Annotated in this window: 20 protein-coding genes; 10 read left to right on the top strand and 10 right to left on the bottom strand. The window is 40.0% G+C overall.

Annotated features, from left to right (window positions below):
• Nucleotides 1-16: 16 nt before the first annotated feature.
• Both nusA and rimP read right to left on the bottom strand, forming a co-directional pair.
• Nucleotides 17-1264: a transcription termination factor NusA gene (nusA, locus tag JL001_RS03180; RefSeq protein WP_192009275.1), complete on the bottom strand. Its 1248-nt coding sequence runs from the start codon at nucleotides 1262-1264 to the stop codon at nucleotides 17-19.
• A gap of 5 nt (nucleotides 1265-1269) precedes the next feature.
• Nucleotides 1270-1740 carry a ribosome maturation factor RimP gene (gene rimP, locus JL001_RS03175; RefSeq protein WP_200974672.1) on the bottom strand — a complete coding sequence of 157 codons (471 nt, stop codon included), beginning with the start codon at nucleotides 1738-1740 and terminating at the stop codon, nucleotides 1270-1272.
• 396 nt (nucleotides 1741-2136) lie between these two features.
• Here rimP and cysS point away from each other — a divergent pair, with 396 nt between their 5' ends.
• The 6 genes from cysS (at nucleotide 2137) to JL001_RS03145 (ending at nucleotide 9246) form a co-directional block, all read left to right on the top strand.
• A complete protein-coding gene (gene cysS, locus JL001_RS03170) occupies nucleotides 2137-3630 on the top strand; it encodes a cysteine--tRNA ligase (RefSeq protein ID WP_200974670.1) in 1494 nt (497 codons plus the stop codon).
• Nucleotides 3620-4609 (top strand): M28 family peptidase, encoded by a 990-nt coding sequence (locus tag JL001_RS03165; protein ID WP_200974669.1) that lies wholly within the window; start codon nucleotides 3620-3622, stop codon nucleotides 4607-4609. The genes cysS and JL001_RS03165 overlap by 11 nt, the downstream gene beginning before the upstream one ends.
• Nucleotides 4610-4686: 77 nt before the next feature.
• Nucleotides 4687-5703, top strand: a complete 1017-nt coding sequence (locus JL001_RS03160) for a LacI family DNA-binding transcriptional regulator (RefSeq protein WP_200974668.1) — start codon at nucleotides 4687-4689, stop codon at nucleotides 5701-5703.
• Between the two features lie 130 nt (nucleotides 5704-5833).
• Complete coding sequence (locus tag JL001_RS03155; protein ID WP_200974666.1) at nucleotides 5834-6913, top strand: aldose epimerase family protein; 1080 nt, start codon at nucleotides 5834-5836, stop codon at nucleotides 6911-6913.
• Nucleotides 6914-6930: 17 nt separating this feature from the next.
• Nucleotides 6931-8085 (top strand): galactokinase, encoded by a 1155-nt coding sequence (locus tag JL001_RS03150; RefSeq protein WP_200974664.1) that lies wholly within the window; start codon nucleotides 6931-6933, stop codon nucleotides 8083-8085.
• A 111-nt stretch (nucleotides 8086-8196) separates the two neighbouring features.
• Nucleotides 8197-9246 (top strand): UDP-glucose--hexose-1-phosphate uridylyltransferase, encoded by a 1050-nt coding sequence (locus JL001_RS03145; protein WP_200974655.1) that lies wholly within the window; start codon nucleotides 8197-8199, stop codon nucleotides 9244-9246.
• 38 nt (nucleotides 9247-9284) lie between these two features.
• On the opposite strand, the gene JL001_RS03140 is transcribed toward JL001_RS03145, so the two are convergent.
• From JL001_RS03140 to lipB, 6 genes are all read right to left on the bottom strand, one after another.
• Entirely contained in the window at nucleotides 9285-9914 is a 630-nt protein-coding gene (locus JL001_RS03140; RefSeq protein ID WP_200974654.1) for a rhomboid family intramembrane serine protease, read from the bottom strand.
• A 28-nt stretch (nucleotides 9915-9942) separates the two neighbouring features.
• Complete coding sequence (locus JL001_RS03135) at nucleotides 9943-10935, bottom strand: polyprenyl synthetase family protein (RefSeq protein WP_200974653.1); 993 nt, start codon at nucleotides 10933-10935, stop codon at nucleotides 9943-9945.
• Nucleotides 10922-13096, bottom strand: coding sequence for a ribonuclease R (gene rnr, locus JL001_RS03130; protein ID WP_200974652.1), 2175 nt, complete (start codon nucleotides 13094-13096; stop codon nucleotides 10922-10924). The genes JL001_RS03135 and rnr overlap by 14 nt, the downstream gene beginning before the upstream one ends.
• A gap of 161 nt (nucleotides 13097-13257) precedes the next feature.
• Nucleotides 13258-14001 (bottom strand): 3'-5' exonuclease, encoded by a 744-nt coding sequence (locus tag JL001_RS03125; RefSeq protein WP_200974651.1) that lies wholly within the window; start codon nucleotides 13999-14001, stop codon nucleotides 13258-13260.
• A 5-nt stretch (nucleotides 14002-14006) separates the two neighbouring features.
• The gene (locus JL001_RS03120) at nucleotides 14007-14408 is read right to left on the bottom strand and encodes a hypothetical protein (protein ID WP_200974650.1); all 402 of its coding nucleotides are present in this window, start codon (nucleotides 14406-14408) and stop codon (nucleotides 14007-14009) included.
• Nucleotides 14409-14445: 37 nt separating this feature from the next.
• Entirely contained in the window at nucleotides 14446-15165 is a 720-nt protein-coding gene (lipB, locus tag JL001_RS03115; protein WP_200974649.1) for a lipoyl(octanoyl) transferase LipB, read from the bottom strand.
• 126 nt (nucleotides 15166-15291) lie between these two features.
• Between lipB and JL001_RS03110 the strand changes: the two genes are divergently transcribed.
• Nucleotides 15292-15648 (top strand): YraN family protein, encoded by a 357-nt coding sequence (locus JL001_RS03110; RefSeq protein ID WP_200974648.1) that lies wholly within the window; start codon nucleotides 15292-15294, stop codon nucleotides 15646-15648.
• Between the two features lie 38 nt (nucleotides 15649-15686).
• Here JL001_RS03110 and JL001_RS03105 read toward each other — a convergent pair whose 3' ends face one another.
• Nucleotides 15687-16541, bottom strand: a complete 855-nt coding sequence (locus JL001_RS03105) for a toxin-antitoxin system YwqK family antitoxin (protein ID WP_200974647.1) — start codon at nucleotides 16539-16541, stop codon at nucleotides 15687-15689.
• Between the two features lie 236 nt (nucleotides 16542-16777).
• Here JL001_RS03105 and JL001_RS03100 point away from each other — a divergent pair, with 236 nt between their 5' ends.
• Complete coding sequence (locus JL001_RS03100) at nucleotides 16778-17980, top strand: pyridoxal phosphate-dependent aminotransferase (RefSeq protein ID WP_200974646.1); 1203 nt, start codon at nucleotides 16778-16780, stop codon at nucleotides 17978-17980.
• A 78-nt stretch (nucleotides 17981-18058) separates the two neighbouring features.
• Nucleotides 18059-18769: a glycosyltransferase gene (locus JL001_RS03095; protein WP_200974645.1), complete on the top strand. Its 711-nt coding sequence runs from the start codon at nucleotides 18059-18061 to the stop codon at nucleotides 18767-18769.
• Nucleotide 18770: 1 nt separating this feature from the next.
• Here the strand turns inward: JL001_RS03095 and JL001_RS03090 are convergent, their stop codons facing one another.
• On the bottom strand, nucleotides 18771-19565 hold the full coding sequence (locus tag JL001_RS03090; protein WP_200974644.1) for a glycosyltransferase family A protein: 795 nt from the start codon (nucleotides 19563-19565) through the stop codon (nucleotides 18771-18773).
• Nucleotides 19566-20179: 614 nt separating this feature from the next.
• Between JL001_RS03090 and JL001_RS03085 the strand changes: the two genes are divergently transcribed.
• Nucleotides 20180-20356 carry a hypothetical protein gene (locus JL001_RS03085; protein ID WP_200980628.1) on the top strand — a complete coding sequence of 59 codons (177 nt, stop codon included), beginning with the start codon at nucleotides 20180-20182 and terminating at the stop codon, nucleotides 20354-20356.
• Nucleotides 20357-20412 lie beyond the last annotated feature (56 nt).

Genomic DNA, 20412 nt, shown 5'->3' with positions numbered 1-20412 from the left:
CATCAGGGCAAATGATTTACTGTTCAAATTCCTGTTTTAATATTCTGAAGATCTCCTCGATAGTTTCTTCTTCGAGCTCAGTTCTTCTGGTTAGGTCTTCTGTAGACAATGCTAATACGCTTTTTGCAGTGTCCAGACCTGTTTTCTTCAACTCTTCAATAATCCAACCCTCAATTTCGTCAGAAAATTCGGATAGATCGACATCTTCTTCTTCCTCGTAATCAGAAAGTTCTCTGAAGACATCTATTTCATAGCCCACCAAACGGCTGGCCAATCTGATATTATACCCTCCTTTTCCGATGGCCAAAGATACTTGATCAGGCTTTAAAAAGACAGAAAGTCTCTTTTCTTCTTCATTGGCTGAAATCGAGCTGACCTTGGCTGGACTTAGGGCTCTCGAAACATACAGTTCCAAGTTATCAGTGTAGTTAATGACATCAATGTTCTCGTTTTGAAGTTCACGAACTACCGCATGAATTCTACTTCCTTTCATGCCCACACATGCACCTACCGGATCAATACGATCATCATAAGATTCTACAGCTACCTTAGCTCTTTCTCCTGGCTCTCTGACGATTTTCTTAATAGTGATCAATCCGTCATAAACTTCCGGTACTTCATTCTCAAACAATCTCTCCAAGAAAATTGGAGAAGTTCTTGAAAGAATGATACGTGGGTTGCCGTTCACCATTTCCACTTTGTGGACGATGGATTTTACGGTATCTCCTTTTCGGAAACGGTCCTTAGGGATTTGTTCTCCTTTTGGAAGGATTAGCTCATTGCCTTCACCGTCCATTAAAAGCATTTCTCTACCTAAGATTTGGTAAACTTCAGCAGTGATGATTTCACCTACCAACTCCTCGTATTGTTGGAAAAGCAAGTCTTTTTCCAAATCCTTGATCTTTTGAATCAAAGTCTGTCTTGCCATCATCACGGCTCTTCTTCCAAAGTCCTCCAATTCGATTCTTTCGTAAGTCTCTTCGCCAATTTCAAAATCAGGTTCGATTTTTCTGGCTTCGGATAGGCTGATTTTGTCATGATCCCAGATGTCTTCCGAGTTGTCGTCAACAATTTCCCTGATCCTCCAAATCTCAAGGTCACCTTTGTCTGCGTTGATGATTACATCGAAATTCTCATCTGTTTCGTACTTTTTACGAATCATTGCTCTAAACACATCTTCCAAGATGCGGATCATGGTAGGACGATCCACATTTTTTGATCTTGCAAATTCTGCAAACGATTCTATCAGAACTTTAGCATCCATTTTTTTTATTTAAAAGAGACTAATACAATTGATTTCTTAATTTGCTCCAAAGCTATTGTTGCTTCTACTTCAACAGCTTTTTTGCCTTTTTCTTTTTGTTTTACCAAAAGGTTGATGGCCGATTGGTCTACGCTCAAGAGCTTTCCTTCCATTTTGTCACCGTTTTCCATGGTGACCATGAGATTCCTCCCTATGTTTTTTTGATATTGTCTCCTGCCAGTAAGTGGGTGGTCCAGTCCTGGTGAAGAAACTTCAAGCACATAGGCTTTTTCTATTATTTCTTTGGCTTCTAATTCTTCGCCTACAGCTCTGCTGACTGTAGCGCAGGTGTCGATATTTAAACCTCCATCTGCATCAATAAGAATGCTGACTTTTTGCTTAGGGCCTTTCTCATTGATGAGGACATCTACCACAAAATGAGAATCATCGGGCAAATGCTTCGTTACAATCTCCTCGATGGTCTGCTTCAAACTCATACTACACTTACCTATAATGAAAGAGGGGACGTTGTGTCCCCTCTCGTAAACGACTTAATACGGTACAAATGTAATAAATTTTTTTTCGGAAAAAAAGTAGCATTTTGATCATATAATATTTTTAATGAGCTTTTTTTCATCATAAGCTCCTTTTTTGATCGGAAATGCTACGTGCTATCCATTTAATTAGGACATAGAGCATGTAACACATAAAGAATATTTGAATTTAAAAGCCGATTCACTTTTTTGCGATGTTGATTTTAATATTTTTGAATCTGAATCTTTTTTGTTGCGATTGAGTTTTATTCCATCCAAAGGGCAGAAAAATGAATTTTAACAGATAGTTTTGTGACCCAAATGACTGCTAATTTCCTGTCGGTTTAATTAAATTTGTTTATGATTTCCAAAGAATTAAAGATTTACAATACGCTTTCGCGTGAAAAAGAACTTTTTGAGCCACTTAAGCCACCATTTGTTGGGATGTATGTTTGTGGACCTACCGTTTATGGAGATGCACATTTAGGACATTCCCGACCTGCAGTCACTTTTGATACCGTGTATCGGTATTTGAGTCATCTTGGATACAAAGTAAGGTATGTAAGGAATATTACTGACGTGGGGCACTTACAGGGAGATGCAGATGATGGAGAGGACAAGATTGCCAAAAAAGCAAAATTGGAGCAGTTGGAGCCCATGGAAGTGGCCCAATACTATACTGATACTTACCATAGGGATATGGAATCCCTAAATACCAATAAACCCAATATTGAACCAAGGGCTACAGGGCACATTCCGGAGCAGATCCAATTGGTAAAAGATATTTTGGATGCTGGTTTTGCCTATGAAGTCAATGGCAGTGTGTATTTTGATGTGCTCAAGTATAACAGCGAAAAGCCTTATGGCAAGCTTTCCGGAAGGGTAGTGGATGAATTGATGAGTGGGAGCAGAGAGTTGGATGGCCAGGATGAAAAAAGAAATCCGATCGATTTTGCTTTATGGAAAAATGCTTCTCCAGAGCATTTGATGAAGTGGGAGTCACCATGGGGATTGGGCTTTCCTGGTTGGCATTTGGAGTGTACCGCCATGAGTTCCAAGTATCTTGGCAATCAGTTTGACATTCATGGAGGTGGTATGGACTTGATGTTCCCTCATCATGAGTGTGAAATCGCCCAAGGTAATGCGGGACATGGGCATGATCCGGCAAAATACTGGATGCATAATAATATGATCACCATCAATGGTCAAAAGATGGGCAAATCACTTGGTAATTTTATTACCCTTCAGGAGTTGTTTACTGGAAAGCATGATCTTCTTGATCAAGCCTATTCTCCAATGACCATCAGGTATTTTATTTTGACGGCGCACTACAGATCTACGTTGGATTTCTCCAACGAAGCTCTGAAAGCGGCGCAAAAAGGATACAAGAAAATCATCAATGGGTTGAGAATTGCTAAAAGTTTGGAGTACACCGAAGAGAAAGGTGTAGCTAGGGATGAAAAGCAAATTCAGCAGATTGAAAAAAGTATTGAAAGTGCCTACAGGGCGATGAATGATGATTTTAATTCTGCTCAAGCCATTGGACACTTGTTTAATTTATTGAAGAAAATAAATAGCCTTTACACAGGTCAGCTGAAGGCATCAGTTTTAGGCAAAGATGTTTTTGAAAAATTAAATGCTACTTTCATCGTTTTTGTAGAGGAAATACTAGGGCTTTTAGAAGAGAAATCTGACAAGCAGCAGGAATTGCTGGAAATCCTCCTAAGAGTTTACCAAGAAGCCAAACTGGCCAAAAATTATGACAAAGTAGATGAAATCAGGTCTGCGTTGAAATCAATTGGTGTAGTTGTAAAGGATATGAAAGATAAAGTAGATTGGGCATATGAAGAATAATTTAGTATGGGCTATAGTTTTACTATGGTTTTTGGGAGCATGTGGAGATCGCAAAAGTGAAGTTGTAGTAGAAGAACCTCAGGTTGAGGTTGCCTTGAGTGATGTTCCTGCATTTAGTGTGGACTCTGCATATCAGTACATTCAGGATCAGGTTGATTTTGGGCCAAGGGTTCCCAATACCGATGCCCATAAAGCAACTTCTTTTTGGCTACAGGAGAAATTCAAGTCATTTGGATTGGGGGTAGAGGTTCAGGAATTTGAAGCAGAGGCCTATGATGGGAAAAAATTGGAGTTGATGAACATCATTGCTTCCTTTAATCCATCAGCCAAGAAGCGGGTAATTTTGGCAGCCCATTGGGATACCAGAAGGATAGCTGATAAAGATACAGAGCGCATCAATGAACCCATTGACGGTGCCAATGACGGTGCCAGTGGGGTTGGGGTTTTATTAGAAATAGCCAGAAGCATTTCAAATGCTGAACTGAAACCTGATATTGGGATTGATTTTATTTTGTTTGATGGTGAGGATGATGGAAAGCCTGAGTCTGCCAAAGGCGGTACAGATGATGCCAAATGGTGGTGTTTGGGCTCTCAATATTGGTCCAAAAACCCACATGAACGGGGCTATGCTGCTTATTACGGGATCTTGGTGGACATGGTTGGAGCGAAAGGAGCTCGTTTTTATAAAGAGGGTGTTTCGCAACAATACGCAAAAGGGATTGTGACCAAGGTATGGAATTTTGCCCATTCAATAGGCCATAGTGATTTCTTTCAGATGAGGGATTCTCATGCGATCACTGATGATCATATTCCTGTAAATGAAATTGCCCGGATTCCTATGATTGACATCATTGATTATTCCCCTGATTTTGGATTTGGTAGGTACCACCACAAGCATTCCGATAACATGGAGGTTATTGATAAACGAACGCTTAAGGCGGTCGGAGAGACTGTTTTGTTTACCATCTACCAAGAATAAGCTAGTCCCAAAAGTATGGGAAATAGGTGTTCTCTTGTAAAAAATGTATATTCATTTTTTGAGTAACAAAGAAAAAAATGAAAAAGGGACAAGTAACCATCAGGGACATTGCGCTAAAGCTTAAAATCAGTATTTCCACAGTATCAAGGGCATTGAGGGACTCTCCCGAAATCAAGCTGGAGACCAGGAAGAAGGTTTTGGCCATGGCTGAAAAGCTGAATTACTCCCCCAATGTGGTGGCCCAAAGCCTTCGGGTCAACAAAACCAAAACTTTGGGAATTGTCGTTCCCCAGTTGGCTTCTCATTTTTTTGCCTCCAATATCAGTGGTATTCAAGATACGGCTTACAGTAGGGGCTATAATGTGATGATCTGCCAATCCAATGAAAGTTTTGATCAAGAGAAATCAGATATTCGCACCTTGATCTCTAGCCGCGTTGATGGTTTGTTGATCTCTTTGTCCAGGGAAACATCCTCGTATGAGCATCTTGAAAATCTGATCGACAGAGAAATTCCTTTTGTACTTTTTGACAGGATTCATGAAGGCTTGCCGGTTTCAACTGTAATTGTTGATGATACTGTGGGGGCATATAAAGTGACCAAGCATTTGATTGAGCAAGGTTGTAGACGGATAGCTTTTATGTCTGGTCCTGAAGAAATGTACATTAGCAAAAAACGTATGGCAGGTTACGAAAAAGCTTTGAATGAATATGGCATTGAAGTGGACTTTGCCTTGGTAAAGCACAGCGATTTGACAATCGAAAGTACCCAGAATTTGGTGCAGGAATTATTGAATTTGGAAAAAAGACCAGATGCTATTTTTGCGATCAATGACCCCGTAGCCATTGATGTGATGAAATTTTTAAAATCAAAAGGTTTAAAGATACCTTCTGATGTGGCCTTGGTGGGCTTTACCAACATGCCTGTGTCGGACGCTTTGGAACCTTCCCTTACCACAGTGGATCAACCTGCATATGAAATGGGGAAATTGGCAGCTAACAATCTTTTGGACCAGCTGATGAATCCAGAGGATTTTAAGCCTCAGACCATTGTTTTGGATACTGAGCTAATTGTGAGGAAATCATCACAAAAATGAATTAGTAATGGAAACGTTTTCGGGAACGTTTTTTTAAAAAATAAGTTCTAACAGGCCTTAATTACATTTTTTAATCTATTAATTTGGCACTTCTTAAAATCAAAATTGTCAATTAATAAACCTGACTTCTTTGTCGACCGAAAAGCCAAATCACACCAAAATACTAGTCGAGCAATCTGTTTTCGGCAAAACACTAAATGGAACGGATGTCCATTTATTTACTCTAAGCAATGATTATGGTACCAAAGTTTGTGTAACCAATTATGGCGCCACACTGACCCATCTTTTTGTCCCTGATAGGGAAGGAGAGATTACAGATGTCGTGTTGGGCTTTGATACTTTTGAGGAGTACATCAGTGAAAGCTATTTGAAGGCCAATGCCTTCATGGGATGTACAGTTGGCAGGGTTTGCAACAGGATCAACAGAGGGAAAATAGAGGTAGATGGAAAGGATTATCAATTGGCCATTACGAATGGGGAACACCATCTTCATGGGGGCAAGATAGGTTTTGACAAGAAGATTTGGGAAGCGGAAATTGTTGAACGTGGTGTAAAGTTTACTTATCTCAGTCCAGATGGTGAGGAGAATTATCCAGGAAACCTGAAAGTGTGTGTTACCTTTAGCTTGGAAGGTGAAAGTGAACTTAAAATTTCCTATACTGCCGAGACTGATAAGATTACTGTGATCAATCTTACCAATCATTCCTATTTTAACCTTTCGGGTGATTTTTCACAAACCATTCTTGATCATGACATCCAGGCAAATGCGCCTTTTTATATTCCTGTAGTAGAAGGAAGTATTCCTACTGGCGAAATACTTTCCGTTAAAGGAACACCTTTTGATTTGCTACAAAGCAAAAAAGTGAAAGAAGCAGTGTTTTCAGATCATGAACAAACGGTCATTGCCAATGGCTTGGATCAAACCATCGTTTTTGATAAGAATAATCCAGGAGCTGCACTTTATTCGTCTGAGTCAGGTATTGAAATGGAAGTTCAGAGTTCAGAGCCTGGCATCCAATTGTATACTGCAAACTATTTTGATGGAAGTGTCAGCGGTAAAGGAAAAACTTATCCAAAACACGGAGGTATTGCCATGGAAACCCAACACTTTCCAGATTCCCCAAACCAACCCCACTTTCCTTCAGTGACCCTTCATCCGGGTGAACAGTTGAATAGTTATACCTCCTTCAAATTTTCAGTAAAAAAGTAAAGCAAATATAGATTATCATGAACCCTTCTATCATTCAGTCAAAGTTTAAAGAACTTTTTGACAAAGAACCTATTGTGGTTAAATCTCCGGGTCGAATTAACCTTATCGGAGAGCATACAGATTATAATGACGGATTTGTACTTCCTGCAGCCATTGACAAAGAAATTGTCATTGCTGTCCAGGCCAATGATTCAGAGGAATGCCGTCTTTTCTCTTTTGATTTTCAAGAGTCTTTGACCTTTGATATTAATGACTTTGAACGCATGGAAAGCGGTTGGGGAAATTATGTCATGGGTGTGGTAGCACAACTTCAGAAGGCGGGCTATGAACTGAAAGGTTTTGACCTTGTTTTTGGTGGAGATGTCCCCGTAGGTGCAGGATTGTCATCTTCCGCGGCAGTAGAAAATGGTGTTTGCTTGGCCCTTTCAGCACTTTTTGATTTGGGGCTTGAAAAACTCAATATGCTTAAGTTTGCCCAAAAAGCAGAGCATGAATTTGCAGGAGTACAATGTGGTATCATGGATCAATTTGCTTCTATGATGGGAAAGGATAATCATGCCATCCGCTTGGATTGCAGGTCTTTGGACTTTAGCTATTTCCCCATAGAATTGGGTGATTACCAAATTGTGCTTTGTGATACACAGGTCAAGCATTCTCTAGCGGATACAGCTTACAATGATCGAAGAAGGGAGTGCCAAGAAGGGGTTGAAGCGGTACAGAAATACCATCCTAATGTTCAAAGTCTCCGAGATGTTACTCTTGAAATGCTTGATGAAGCTAAAGAGGATGTGAGTGAGGTGGTTTACACCAGAAGCAAGTACGTGATTGAAGAAAATGAGCGATTGTTGAAGGGGTGTGAGCTATTGGAAAAAGGAGATATCAAAGGTTTTGGTCAGCAGATGTATGGCTCTCATGATGGTCTTTCTGAAATGTATGAAGTGAGCTGTAAGGAGCTTGACTTCCTGGCTGATTTCGCAAAATCCAATGAAAGTGTCGCGGGAGCGCGGATGATGGGTGGAGGCTTTGGTGGCTGTACCATCAACTTGGTCGAAAAGTCAGGTAAAGAACAATTTGAAAAAGAAGTGTCCGCCGCTTATCAAGAAGCCTTTGGCAAAGCATTGAAAATCTATGAAGTAAATATTACTGACGGAACCCGTTTGGTCACAGTCTAGAGGAGAGCATCAAAGCTTGCTAAGAGACTTTACGCTCAGTTTAGGACGTTGAAGGCCTTACTCAAAAAATTAAGAAATACTATCAAACCTATTAATACCTAGAATTGAATTATGTCAGATTTTAACTTTGAAGACCACAGCCACAGGAGGTACAACCCATTCACTGGTGACTGGCTTCAGGTTTCTCCACATCGAGGGAAGCGACCATGGCAAGGACAGGAAGAAAATACTGCTGAAGAGAAGAAGGTGGCCTATGATGAAGCGTGTTACCTTTGTCCCACCAATACCCGAGTGAACGGGGAGCAAAACCCAGATTATCAAGGAAGCTTTGTTTTTCAAAATGATTTTGGCGCATTGACTGCTGATATTCCCGAGGGAGAATTGTCAGAAGGAGAGTTTTTCAAAGCCAAAAGTGAGCGGGGCATATGCAAGGTGATTTGTTTTTCTCCTCGACATGACTTGACCATTCCGGAGTTGGATGTGCAGGCAATTACCAAGGTGGTGGAGTTGTGGAAAGCGGAATACCTCGGTCTGGGCGAAAAGGATTTCATCAATTACGTTCAGATTTTTGAGAACAAGGGTTCAGTAATGGGGTGCTCTAACCCACACCCGCATGGGCAGATCTGGGCGCAAGAATCTGTACCTGTAGAGCCAGCAAAAAAGCAACAGAAGTTTTCTCATTATTTTGAGAAATATGGACGAAGCATGGTGGTTGATTATGTACAAGAAGAGTTGAAGAAAGACGAGCGAATCCTTTTTGAAAATGAATATTTTGTAGGCTTGGTTCCTTTCTGGGCAGTTTGGCCTTTTGAGGCCATGATAGCTCCCAAAACTCATATTGCCTCTTTGGCAGAAATGGATCAAGCACAAATGGAAGCATTGGCGGATGCTTATCGTCAGTTGACCATTATGTATGATAATGTGTTTAAAGTTTCTTTTCCTTATTCAGCTGGGATCCACCAGGCCATGACCGATGGGAAAGACCATCCAGAGTGGGACTTGCACATGGTTTTTTATCCGCCATTATTACGTTCTGCCACGGTTAAGAAATTTATGGTAGGTTATGAGATGCTGGCCAATCCACAAAGGGACATCACCGCTGAATCAGCTGTAAAAATCCTAAAAAGTCAACCGAAGGAGCATTATAAAGTCTCTCAATAAGAAAAAGGCCTGATGTCACACATCAGGCCTTTTTCTTACTAAAATAAACTGTAATTTTTTACTTGATTGAAAAAGTGAACGGCACTTGCTGGGCTTAAGATCAATATAAAAATGATCCCAAATAATGCACCGAAAAGGTGCGCATCATGGTTGATGCTGTCATTGTCCTGTTTGCTTTTAATTGCAGAATACCCCAAGAAAATAATCCCTAGAATGAAACCAGGCAAACAAAGGATGCCAAAGAGACAGATGTCCTGCATGGGCATGAGGATGATGCTGGCGAAAACAGCCGCAGCAGTTCCTCCAGAGGCTCCCAAGGCTTGGTAGTTGGGATTGGACTTGTGCTTAAGGTACGTGGGAATATCTGATATCGCCAAGGCGCCCAGATAGAATAAAATAAATATCGCTACCCCAGGGAAGAAACCAAATCGGTAAGTCAAGTACTGTTCCACTAAACTACCAAAGAAGTAAAAGGTAATCATATTGAACAGCAAATGCATGGCATCCTTGTGGACAAAACCCGAAAGTATGAAGCGATCAAATTCCTTGTTACGGGTAATTAAATAAGGGTTAAACATACTTCGACTTAGAAAGCCGTAGTTTTTCCAACCGTAAAAGGAACTGATAGCAGTAATGATGATGATCAGAACCGTTGCAGAAATATCCATGAAATAATTGTCAGTAAAAGAGCGAGAATTATTTTTCCCGCTCAATAAGATTTTGTGTGAGTCCCTTTAGTGCCATTAAGGCTTCTTGGTTAGCAACTTCAAGGGTGGTGAGCTGATTGAAGCCTCTTTCAAAAAAAGACTCCATTTTAGCTTCAGTAATGTTTTTGATGCCTAGTTTATCATAAAGGGCAGTAACCGCTTTGACTTTTTCTTCTTTGTCAAAATCAACTTTGGAGAGCCAGTTTTCCAGCTCTTCTTTGTCCTCACCTATTGCCAGTTCTTTTGCCTTAATGAGCAGGAAAGTCTTTTTATTGGCAATGATATCTCCTCCGACTTGCTTGCCAAATTTAGCTTTGTCTGCATAAACGTCCAGCAAATCATCTTTCAGTTGGAAGCCGATCCCAATATTAACTCCGAAATCGTAGAGATGTTGGGCATCATCCTGTGAAGCACCGGCCAAGATGGCTCCATACTGCAAGGCAAAGCCAAGCAATACAGCTGTCTTCTGCCGGATCATTTCCACATATTCGGATTCCAGTACAGCTTTATTGGATTCGAAATTCATGTCATGTTGCTGCCCTTCGCAAACTTCAGTTGCGGTTTGATTGAACAATCTCAAGCATACGGCAAGTTTATCCTCAGGAACATGAAGCAACATATCATAAGCTTTGACCAACATCACATCTCCCGAAAGGATAGCATTATTGGTGTTCCATTTTTTATGGACAGTGGGCTTTCCTCTTCTCAATGGAGCCTCATCCATAATGTCATCATGCACCAAGGTAAAATTATGAAATACTTCAACAGCAGAAGCAGGCGTGAGTGCCTTTTCATAATCATCCCTGTATAATGAATAAGCCAGCAATGTCAATAGGGGCCTGATTCGTTTGCCTCCCAAGCTCATGATGTAAGAAATAGGCTCATAGAGTTCCTCTGGAGAACTTCCATAAGAAAATTCCTGAATGTGTTTTTCTAGCTGCTCCAACAGCTCATGGCTTAAGTTGGTTTTAGTCATTGTCATTTGCAAATTCCAAATCTATGGTTCTTCTGTCTATATCCGTATTAACTACACGGACCGATACCTGGTCACCCAGAGTGATCATTTTTTTATTCTTAGTGCCTATCAGGCGCATGTTTTTTTCATCGAATTCGTAATAGTCATCACGTAAGTCCTGCAATCGGATCATTCCTTCACACTTGGTCTCCGTAATTTCCACAAAGATACCCCATTCTGTTACACCGGAAATAATTCCTTCATAAGCTTTGTCTTCTGCCAGGGACATGTATTCCACTTGTTTGTATTTTATGGAAGCCCTTTCGGCATCAGAAGCACGCTTTTCCCTTTCTGATGAATGAACACATTTGTCATCCCAAGGTTCTTTATCTGGAGACTTTCCTCCATCAAGATAGTGTTGCAGAAGGCGGTGCACCATCATGTCTGGGTACCTTCTGATTGGTGAGGTGAAATGGGTATAATGACTGAAAGCCAATCCAAAGTGCCCTTTTGGTTCTGTGCTATATTTAGCTTTGGCCATACTTCTTATCGCCAATTGTTCCAAAAGGTTTTGTTCTGGTTTTCCCTCTATTTCATTCATCAGTTTGTTCAAGGTAGATGAAATCTTGGTGTCTTCATTGATCGAAATCTGATGACCGAATTTTTTTGCGAAATTGGCAAAAGTCTCTAGACGTTCCAAGTCCGGATGATCGTGCGTTCTATAAACAAACGTATCCTTGCCTTTGTTTTTATTGTAGATGAATTCTGCCACGGCCTTATTGGCCAATAGCATGTATTCTTCGATCATTTTGTGGATGTCTTTCCTTTCTTTTACGATCAGACCAAGTGGAGTTCCTTTTTCGTCCAGCTTAAATTTCACTTCTGTGGTTTCGAAATTGATGGCACCATGCTGGAACCTTCTTTTCCGTATCTTCTTAGCCAGATTGTTCAGTAGGGTAAGTTCAGAGAAGAAATCTCCTTCTTGTTTGTCAATGTTTTCCTGGGCTTCCTCGTAAGCAAACCTTCGGTCTGAATGTATGATGGTCCTTCCGATCCATTGCTTCTGAATTTCGCCATTTTCATCTAACTCAAATACGCAGGAAAAGGTCAATTTATCCTCATTTGGCCTGAGGGAACACAGCCCATTGCTTAGTCTCTCTGGGAGCATGGGAATGGTTCTGTCTACCAAATAAACAGAAGTAGCCCTGTCATAGGCCTCCTTTTCCAGATTGGTTTTGGGTTTTACATAATGGGTCACATCTGCAATATGCACTCCCAATTCAATATTTCCATTGGGAAGCCTTTGGTAGGAGATGGCATCATCAAAGTCCTTGGCATCCACTGGGTCAATGGTGAAAGTGGTAATGTCCCTGAAATCCTTTCGGGCTTTGATCTCACTTTTGGAGATTTCCTCATTGATTTCTTCCGCCTCTTGAACTATGTCTTCTGGGTATTCAAATGGCAATCCAAACTCAGCCATGATGGAATGGATTTCCACCTCGTGCTCTCCAGCCTCGCCCAGTACTTGAGTGATTTTGCCTGTTGGGTTTTTATCCTCTTCTCTCCATTCTGTGATTTTTACCACCACTTTTTGATGGTGCTCTGCTCCCATAAGATCGGATTTCCTAATGAAGATATCATGGTGCATTTTTTTGAAATCAGGCACCACAAAAGCAAAGCGAGGAGATATTTCTACTTTGCCGACAAATTCCTCTCGGGCTCTTTTGACAATTTCCAGTACTCGCCCCTCTCTTTTCTGGCCATGCCTTTTGTTGGGGTAAACCATTATCCTGACTTTATCATCGTCTAGGGCATTTTTCATGTCATTGGCTTTGACAAGGATGTCTTCTTCTCCTTCAGCTTTATTGTCCGGGACGATAAAGGCAAATCTAGGATTGACAAAGTCTACTGTCCCTTCGATAAAATCAGGTGATTTAGTGGAAGAAAAATGGTTTCTGGGGTTTCTGGAAACTGATCCAGCCTCTACCAATTTGTTCAATACAGGCTCCACGCCACCTTTGGTGAGGGAATCCCTGATAAGTAACTTCTTAATTATTTGCTTAATGGAGAACTCTTCTCCATAATGGTTTTCCAAAAAGTTTAGGATGCGCTCCGCCAACTGCGCGGAATTCATCCGCTTACTTCCCGTCTTTTTTCCTTTTATTTGTTTTCTTGATCTTTTGCTCATAAAAATTTTAATCTTTTCGTTTACAGGTCATGATGCCTGCATTAAATTTCTTGGTTAGAAAATATTGGGCCAGGTGATATGCGATTTTTCTCGAGTTGATATTTCTTCTTCTATTATACAATTAATTCGGCCAGAGAGTTTAGTGTTGAAGGATAAATAATTTATTCATCGTCTTGTCCTTCATCCAAGTTGATGACTTTTACCTCCAGGTCACCGGGTAAACCTTGAAAAGCCAAGTATATTTTGGCCGTGACTTCTACATCTTTTATACAATACTCCCGAATGTTTTTAAGGTCTTGATGATGGTAATACACTTCGTTTACTTCACTGCCGTTGATGCCATCCTTAGAACTGGGGATATCAAAAATGGCGGCCAGAAGTTCAAGTCTTGTATAATGCTTATAGTCTCCAAATTTCCAGAGTTCCAAAGTGTCCAAATGTCTGATTTCCCATGGCTTTTTGCCTGCCATTTGCAAGGCATCAGGAAGAGGGATCCGGTTGATCAGCATTCTTCTGCAAAGATAGGGAAAGTCAAACTCTTTACCGTTGTGTGCACACAAAGTCCAGACTTTCTTTTCTAGAATATTCCGAAACTCGAGTAAGGTATCATGCTCGTTGTCCAAGGCTATGGACTTGGTCCGGAATTGTAACTGTTCTTTTTCTGGATCGTAGAGGAAATAGCCCAAGCCAATACAGAGCACTTTGCCGAATTCAGCATAAATGCCGGCTTTTTCAAAATAGAACTCCTCTATTGACTTTTCTTCCGGGGTTTGCTGTAGGTAATTGGCTTTCTTCTGCCACTCTTCTTGTAGTCTGGAAGGCAACTCACTAAATTTTTCAGTGAGTGATGCCGTTTCAATGTCCAAAAATAAAATGTCTCTTAGATCACTCAAAAAATCGGCCATAGGCTTTAAGGATGCAAGACGCCTTCTAAGTCCAATTCAGGGATTCGGTGAATATTACTGGAGTCCATGCTGCCTTCGACGAAGACGAATTTTTTATCAAATATTTGATCTAATATATAATAACTGACCCAGAATTCATTGTTTAATACAAACAAATTAGGATCAATGGGTTCAATTTTAGCTATACTTTGTGGACCCAGCTCTTCAATCATATGTCGCAATGTGGAGGTTTTTTTCTCTTGCCCCTCAATAAAACCATAACCCTTGGAAGTGATCATGAGGTTTTTAAGCTCTATTAAGTTGAGGTTGATAATGTATACTCCCCACTCAGTTTGCCCATTAATCTCTTCTTTGGCGATGGCCAGCTTGACGCCTGTCACAGGGTGGAATTCAATGTCCTTTTTCATGGTTTAGTTTTTTCAGTTTTCAATTTGGACAAGGAAATTAATTTTCCCATTCCATTTCGAATAGATCCGCCAAATGCTTTTTTACCTTTTCTTTGACTTCTTCTTCATCAATTGCTCTCCCCAATTCCAAATGTAGGGAGGTGACAGCTTTGTCAGCGATGCCACAGGGAACGATGTTTCCAAAATAGGAGAGGTCAGCGTTTACGTTAAAGGCAAAGCCGTGCATGGTGACCCATCTGCTGGATTTTACTCCTAAAGCGCAAATCTTGCGAGGGTTTACTTTTTTGATATGGTCAAGCCAAACACCGGTAAGCCCTTCGATTCGGCCAGCCTCAATTCCATAATCTGCTAATGTCCGAATAATAGCCTCCTCCAGATAGCGAAGGTATTTATGGATATCGGTGAAGAAATTGTCTAAATCCAGCAAAGGATAGCCCACCAATTGTCCGGGGCCATGATAGGTAATGTCACCACCTCGGTTGATCTTATAGAAAGTGGCCTGCTTATCTGCCAGTTCATTTTCATTTAGCAAAAGGTGGGAAAGCTCACCGCTTTTACCAAGTGTATATACATGGGGGTGTTCAACAAATAATAAATAATTGGGCGTAATTTGTTGTTTTTCCGGTTCGTTTTTCCGGTTTTCGATTTTTAAAGCCACAGTTTCAGCAAATAGAGACTCCTGGTAGTCCCAAGTCTCTTTGTAATCTTTTTTGCCAAGATCTATAAACTTTACTTTTTTATTGATAATTTGATTCACTATCTGTTTGGGCTTATAGAGGTGGTTAACACCGTTTTTTGATTTACAGTTCTTTTTGAGGTGGTTTTGCGCTAAAGCTGAACCACAAAAGCTGAAATTTTTACCAAAATTAATAAATAATTTCTGATGGCACAGCACAATGAATTGGGAAGGGAGGCCGAGCAACTCGCAGCCGAATACCTTGCTGCAAAAGGGTATCAATTAAAAGAGTCTAACTTTCGTTATAAACATGCTGAAATCGATCTGATTATGGAGTTAAAGGGGCTTTTGGTATTTGTGGAGGTGAAGTTCAGAAGTGGAACAGGCTTTGGATATGCGGAGGAATTTGTTGATTATAGAAAAAGGCAATTGATCATTCGAGCAGCTGATCATTACATCCATGAGGTCGATTGGCACAAAGACATTCGATTTGATATTGTGGGTGTGTATAAAGATAAATCTGGTGTTATCCGATTCAAACAGTTTGAAGATGCTTTTTATTAAGCAAATAACAGTGAAGAGATGATTTAGGATTTAATGTCCTACAGTCGATTGTCTTTATAAATCAAGGTACCTTCTTCATTCCATTCTGCTCGGATATAGGGTTTGAAGTTTTTGGTAAAAGGCTTTTCCTGATATTGAATTTCTCGCTTTCTAATGACTTTGCCTCCATGGGTATTCCAATATTCGGTCCAAAGTCCGATTTTTTCTCCATAATGGTATTCCCCTTTGACAGCCAAGTGGCCATCTTCATAAAAATGATAGAAATTTCCTTCCTTCAGATCATATTCAATGGGGATGACCTTCTCAAGTTTTTGTTGGGATTGGTTATAGTAAGAAATTCTGGAGTCTTCTGGCCATCCTTCATAGAAGTGGGATTTGGTCTGGAGGATGTTTTTTTGATCGAAAGTCATCCATCGACCATGCTTGGTGCCGTAATAGTACATCCCTTTTTCTACGACAGCATTATCGATACGCCTTTCGTAAGGGCCGTGAAGGAGATAACCCTCTTCCGGTTTGAATCCAGAAGTTCTGATGGCTTTATCTTTGATGTCCAACCAATAGATATCCCTGATATAAGGGTCAACTTGCTTATTTCTGGTGGTGTAATGAAATAGTTGGTATTGGGTTTTCCCTTTAGCATCTACTCGGATAAAGCTCTTTCTGGTCTTCTCACCAAAATAGACATTTTTACTTCTTTTCTTCTTCTCCTTTTTTTTCTCTTCTTTTCGATTGCTGTCATCAAAAAGCAGAACGGGTGTGGTCGTGGGCAATAGCCTATCTTGAATGATCCCGGAGCTATCAACAGGGTTGCTGGTGGATAAGGAATCAAAATTTTGGGCTTTAAGCAAACCACTAGTTGCTATTAAAAGTAAACTGAGAACTACTTTTTTCATGTGAACCGCAGGCCAGGCAAGGGGAATTTTAATTTGATAACGATTTAAAAGATAGAATCTGTGCTCTAAATAAAAGAAAGGTTTAGAATTAACAAGCATAATCCTTAATTTTGCCCAATTATTAATAAGAGTGCATTAGTAATCAGGGAAGAAGTAAAGGTGTTTTCCTTCTGAATTTCTCTGAAAGCCTCAAGATAAGACAATAAACTGACCATAGAAAAACAATTATAAAGCAAATGAGCAGTATTTTATCAGACCGTATTAACAATATGGAAGAGTCAGCTACGCTGGCAATGGCAAAGAAAGCTAGAGAGCTTAAAGGCCAAGGGATTGACATTATCAGTTTAAGTTTGGGAGAGCCTGACTTCAAGACTCCTCAGCATGTGCAGGATGCGGCAAAGGCGGCTATCGATGAAGGAAAATATTTTTCTTATCCTCCGGTTTCTGGATACCAGGATTTGAGAGAAGCCATTGCTACCAAACTTCAAACTCAAAATAAAATAGCTGAGGCGAAGGCAGAAAACATCGTGCTTTCTACTGGCGCCAAGCATTCAATTGCCAACATCTTCATGTGTTTGATCAATGAAGGTGATGAAGTGGTGATTTTCTCTCCTTATTGGGTGAGTTATGCTGAGATCATCAAATTGGCAGGTGGTGTACCTGTATTGATCGAAGGAACTTTGGAAAATAACTTCAAAGCCACCGCTGCACAGCTGGAGGAAGCGATCACAGACAAAACCAAAGCGGTGATCTATTCATCTCCTTGTAATCCAACCGGTTCTGTGTTTAGTAAGGAAGAATTGGAGGCAATAGCCGATGTGGTGAAAAAGCACGATGATGTTTATGTAATTGCTGATGAGATCTATGAGTTGATCAACTTTACAGGACAACATGCGAGCATGGCAGCTTTGCCGGGTATGTTCGAAAGAACCATCACTGTGAATGGTTTCTCTAAGGGGTATGCCATGACAGGATGGAGAGTAGGGTATATCTGTGCTCCGCTTTTCATTGCCAAAGCTTGTGAGAAGATCCAAGGACAATTCACTTCAGGTGGTACTGGTATTGCACAAAGAGCTGCTTTGGCAGCCATCACTGGAGACCAGACTCCTTCCCAAGAAATGGAAGAAGCTTACAAAAGTAGAAGAGAATTGGTGCTAGGTTTGTTGAGAGATATTCCAGGGATCAAGACTCATGTCCCTGAAGGAGCCTTTTATTTCTTCCCTGATGTAACGGCTTTCTTTGGTAAGTCAGTAGGAGAAAATAAGATCGAGAATGCGGATGACTTCTGCTTGTATATCCTAAATGAAGCGCATGTTTCATTGGTGACTGGTGCTGCTTTCGGTGCTCCAAACTGTGTGAGACTTTCTTATGCTGCTTCGGAAGCTGAGCTTAAAGAAGCTTTGAAGAGAATCAAAGATGCTGTAGCTAACTTAAGCTAAGCTTATTCAATAACATGGAGAGCTTGACTGGAGGCGATGGCTTCTGTCAAGCTCTTTTTTCTGTAAACCCTTTCAGATATGGCTCAAGTACTTGCAATTACCCCGGTTAAAAATTCCATTGAAACTACATTAGAAACGGCGAAGGCAATAAAGGCCTCTTCTGTACCTGTGGTCCATAAGATTTTTAACGACTTCAGTACTCCTGAGACCAAGGCTGCCCTCGATAAGCATGCTCCTGAAATAGGTTATGAGCTAATTCATCTCGAAGAGGTTACGGATACTCCTTCTCCCAATTACAAACTTGTACTTCAGATGGCCCAGAAGGAAGCATTGGAAAAGGGGTTGTCCTTGTTGGTTGTTGAGTCGGATGTGACAGTGGAGAAAGATTCGATCGAGAAAATGCTCGATTTTTATCAAAAGAACGAAAAGGTGGGGTTGATTGGAGCGATCACGGTTGGCTATGACAAGAAAGTCAATTTCCCCTATCTCAAATTCAAAGACGTCAAGGACAATATCATTGATACCAAAAGAAGTTTGAGTTTTTGCTGCACTTTGTTCAGTAAGGAATTTTTAGAGGAATATGACTTTATGTCTTTGGATGATGCGAAAGACTGGTATGATACTTTTATTTCCAAAAAGGCAGTGGAGCTGGGCTATAAAAATTATGTTTTGATGAATGTTCCGGTATTGCACAAGCCACATGGAAGTCGTCCATGGAAGCAGCTCAAATATAAAAATCCTCTTAAATACTATTTCCTGAAATTTTGGAAGGGTTTGGACAAGATATAAATCAAATCAGGTTAAAAATCTTAAGCAACGTATTGTAGGGTTTAGACCAAGACCGTTGCATCCTAAGTGGGCCATTGAGCTCTCTTTTAAAGAATTCCTGATGCTGTTGGTTCAAAAAGGCGATCCTTTCACGTTTTTTTTCAGTAGTCGCTGTTTTTTTACGCTTACTGGTAGGGGTAAGTCTATAATAATAGCCTATAAAAGGAAGTTGCTCTACTTCTCCTTCATCTTTTAGCATTTTGATCCAAAATTCCCAATCTTCACGCCCCATATAACGCATTTCAACAGAGTATTTACCAGCTCTTTTCCAGTCCGCTTTTCTATAAAGTGCTGCATGGAATATCATATTGTCCAAAGCCAGTTCATGTCTGCTAAAAGGCTTAAGGTTCCAGCTTTTTTGTCCGGATTCATCAAATTTAATTCCTTGGCAATAAACAACCTTTACCTCTGGTTTTGAGTTAAGCACTTTTACAGCTTCCTCAATATAATTCTCTGAAATTAGGTCATCTCCATCTAATGGAAGGATTATTTCTCCCTTTGCTGCTTCTATTCCTGTGTTCCTGGCACTTGATACACCTCCATTTTCTTGGTCAATGATTTCTATTTGGGGAAATTCTTGTTGGATCTCTTGGGCAATCATGAGCGAGTCATCGGTGGAACCGTCATTAACGACAATAATCTCCAACGGTTTGTGGCTGGAATTGAGTGCAGAAATGACAGTTTCCTTAAGGTATTTTCCCTGATTATAGCAAGGGATGATAACGCTTACCAGGTTTTTGTTTTCCAATGGCTGCATTGAGAGACTAAATTGATTTTATTAACTCCCAAAGATAAAAGGGTATTTTATTTCTATAAGGCATTGTCCAAATTTTAGTTAAAATTAATATGGGCTGATAATACTGCTTGATGTTTTCAGACTGTCTGTAAGTAATCTTTACTTAAATTTTTTAATTTCTTGCTTACCTTGATCTTATTATTGGTCGAAATGACTTTTTATTGAAAAAAAATTACTTCAATAGAGCCTTACTTATTACTATTCCAGTAATTTATCAAATAATACCATGATCAGGGTATTGCATTATCTGTAAAAAAATGTGTACATTTGTCTTGGGTGATTAAGCAACTTTTTCTACTACCGACTTTTAGTGTGTGTAATTGAGTTGGAGGTTATTTTAAAGATGATTTTTTTTAAACCTCCATTATTTAAATTATTTGGTTTAAAAACAAATACCATCTTGATGTTTCAGGATGGTATTTTATTTATAAAAATTGACAGCTTATCATCAGGTCTGCATGAAATAGTTTGATCGTCAATTTCATGCTTTAGTTAGATTTAACAAAAAGTTAAAGTGTTAAGAAGTGTTTTTTATAATATTATTTCGTCCTTGTAACCACAAAAATGCAAGGGGAATGATGATACAAACAATTGCTACAGCTTTACTGCTTTTTTCGGCATATACTTTAGGTACTTTATCTATATTTCCTTACCAAAGACAGATGAAAACTTTCTTTGTGAGAGCTTATTTAGTTTCTGGTACTGTGGCGGGTGCTTTGACTTTTTGTTTTATGTATTTTTTTATTGGCTAATATTTAGTTTCTTCAGGCTTAGTATTGATTGCGCTGTTGCACTAAAATCTCTAATA

The organism is Echinicola sp. 20G (genome assembly GCF_015533855.1).
GTDB lineage: Bacteria > Bacteroidota > Bacteroidia > Cytophagales > Cyclobacteriaceae > Echinicola.
This window is presented reverse-complemented; position numbering and strand designations above follow the sequence as displayed.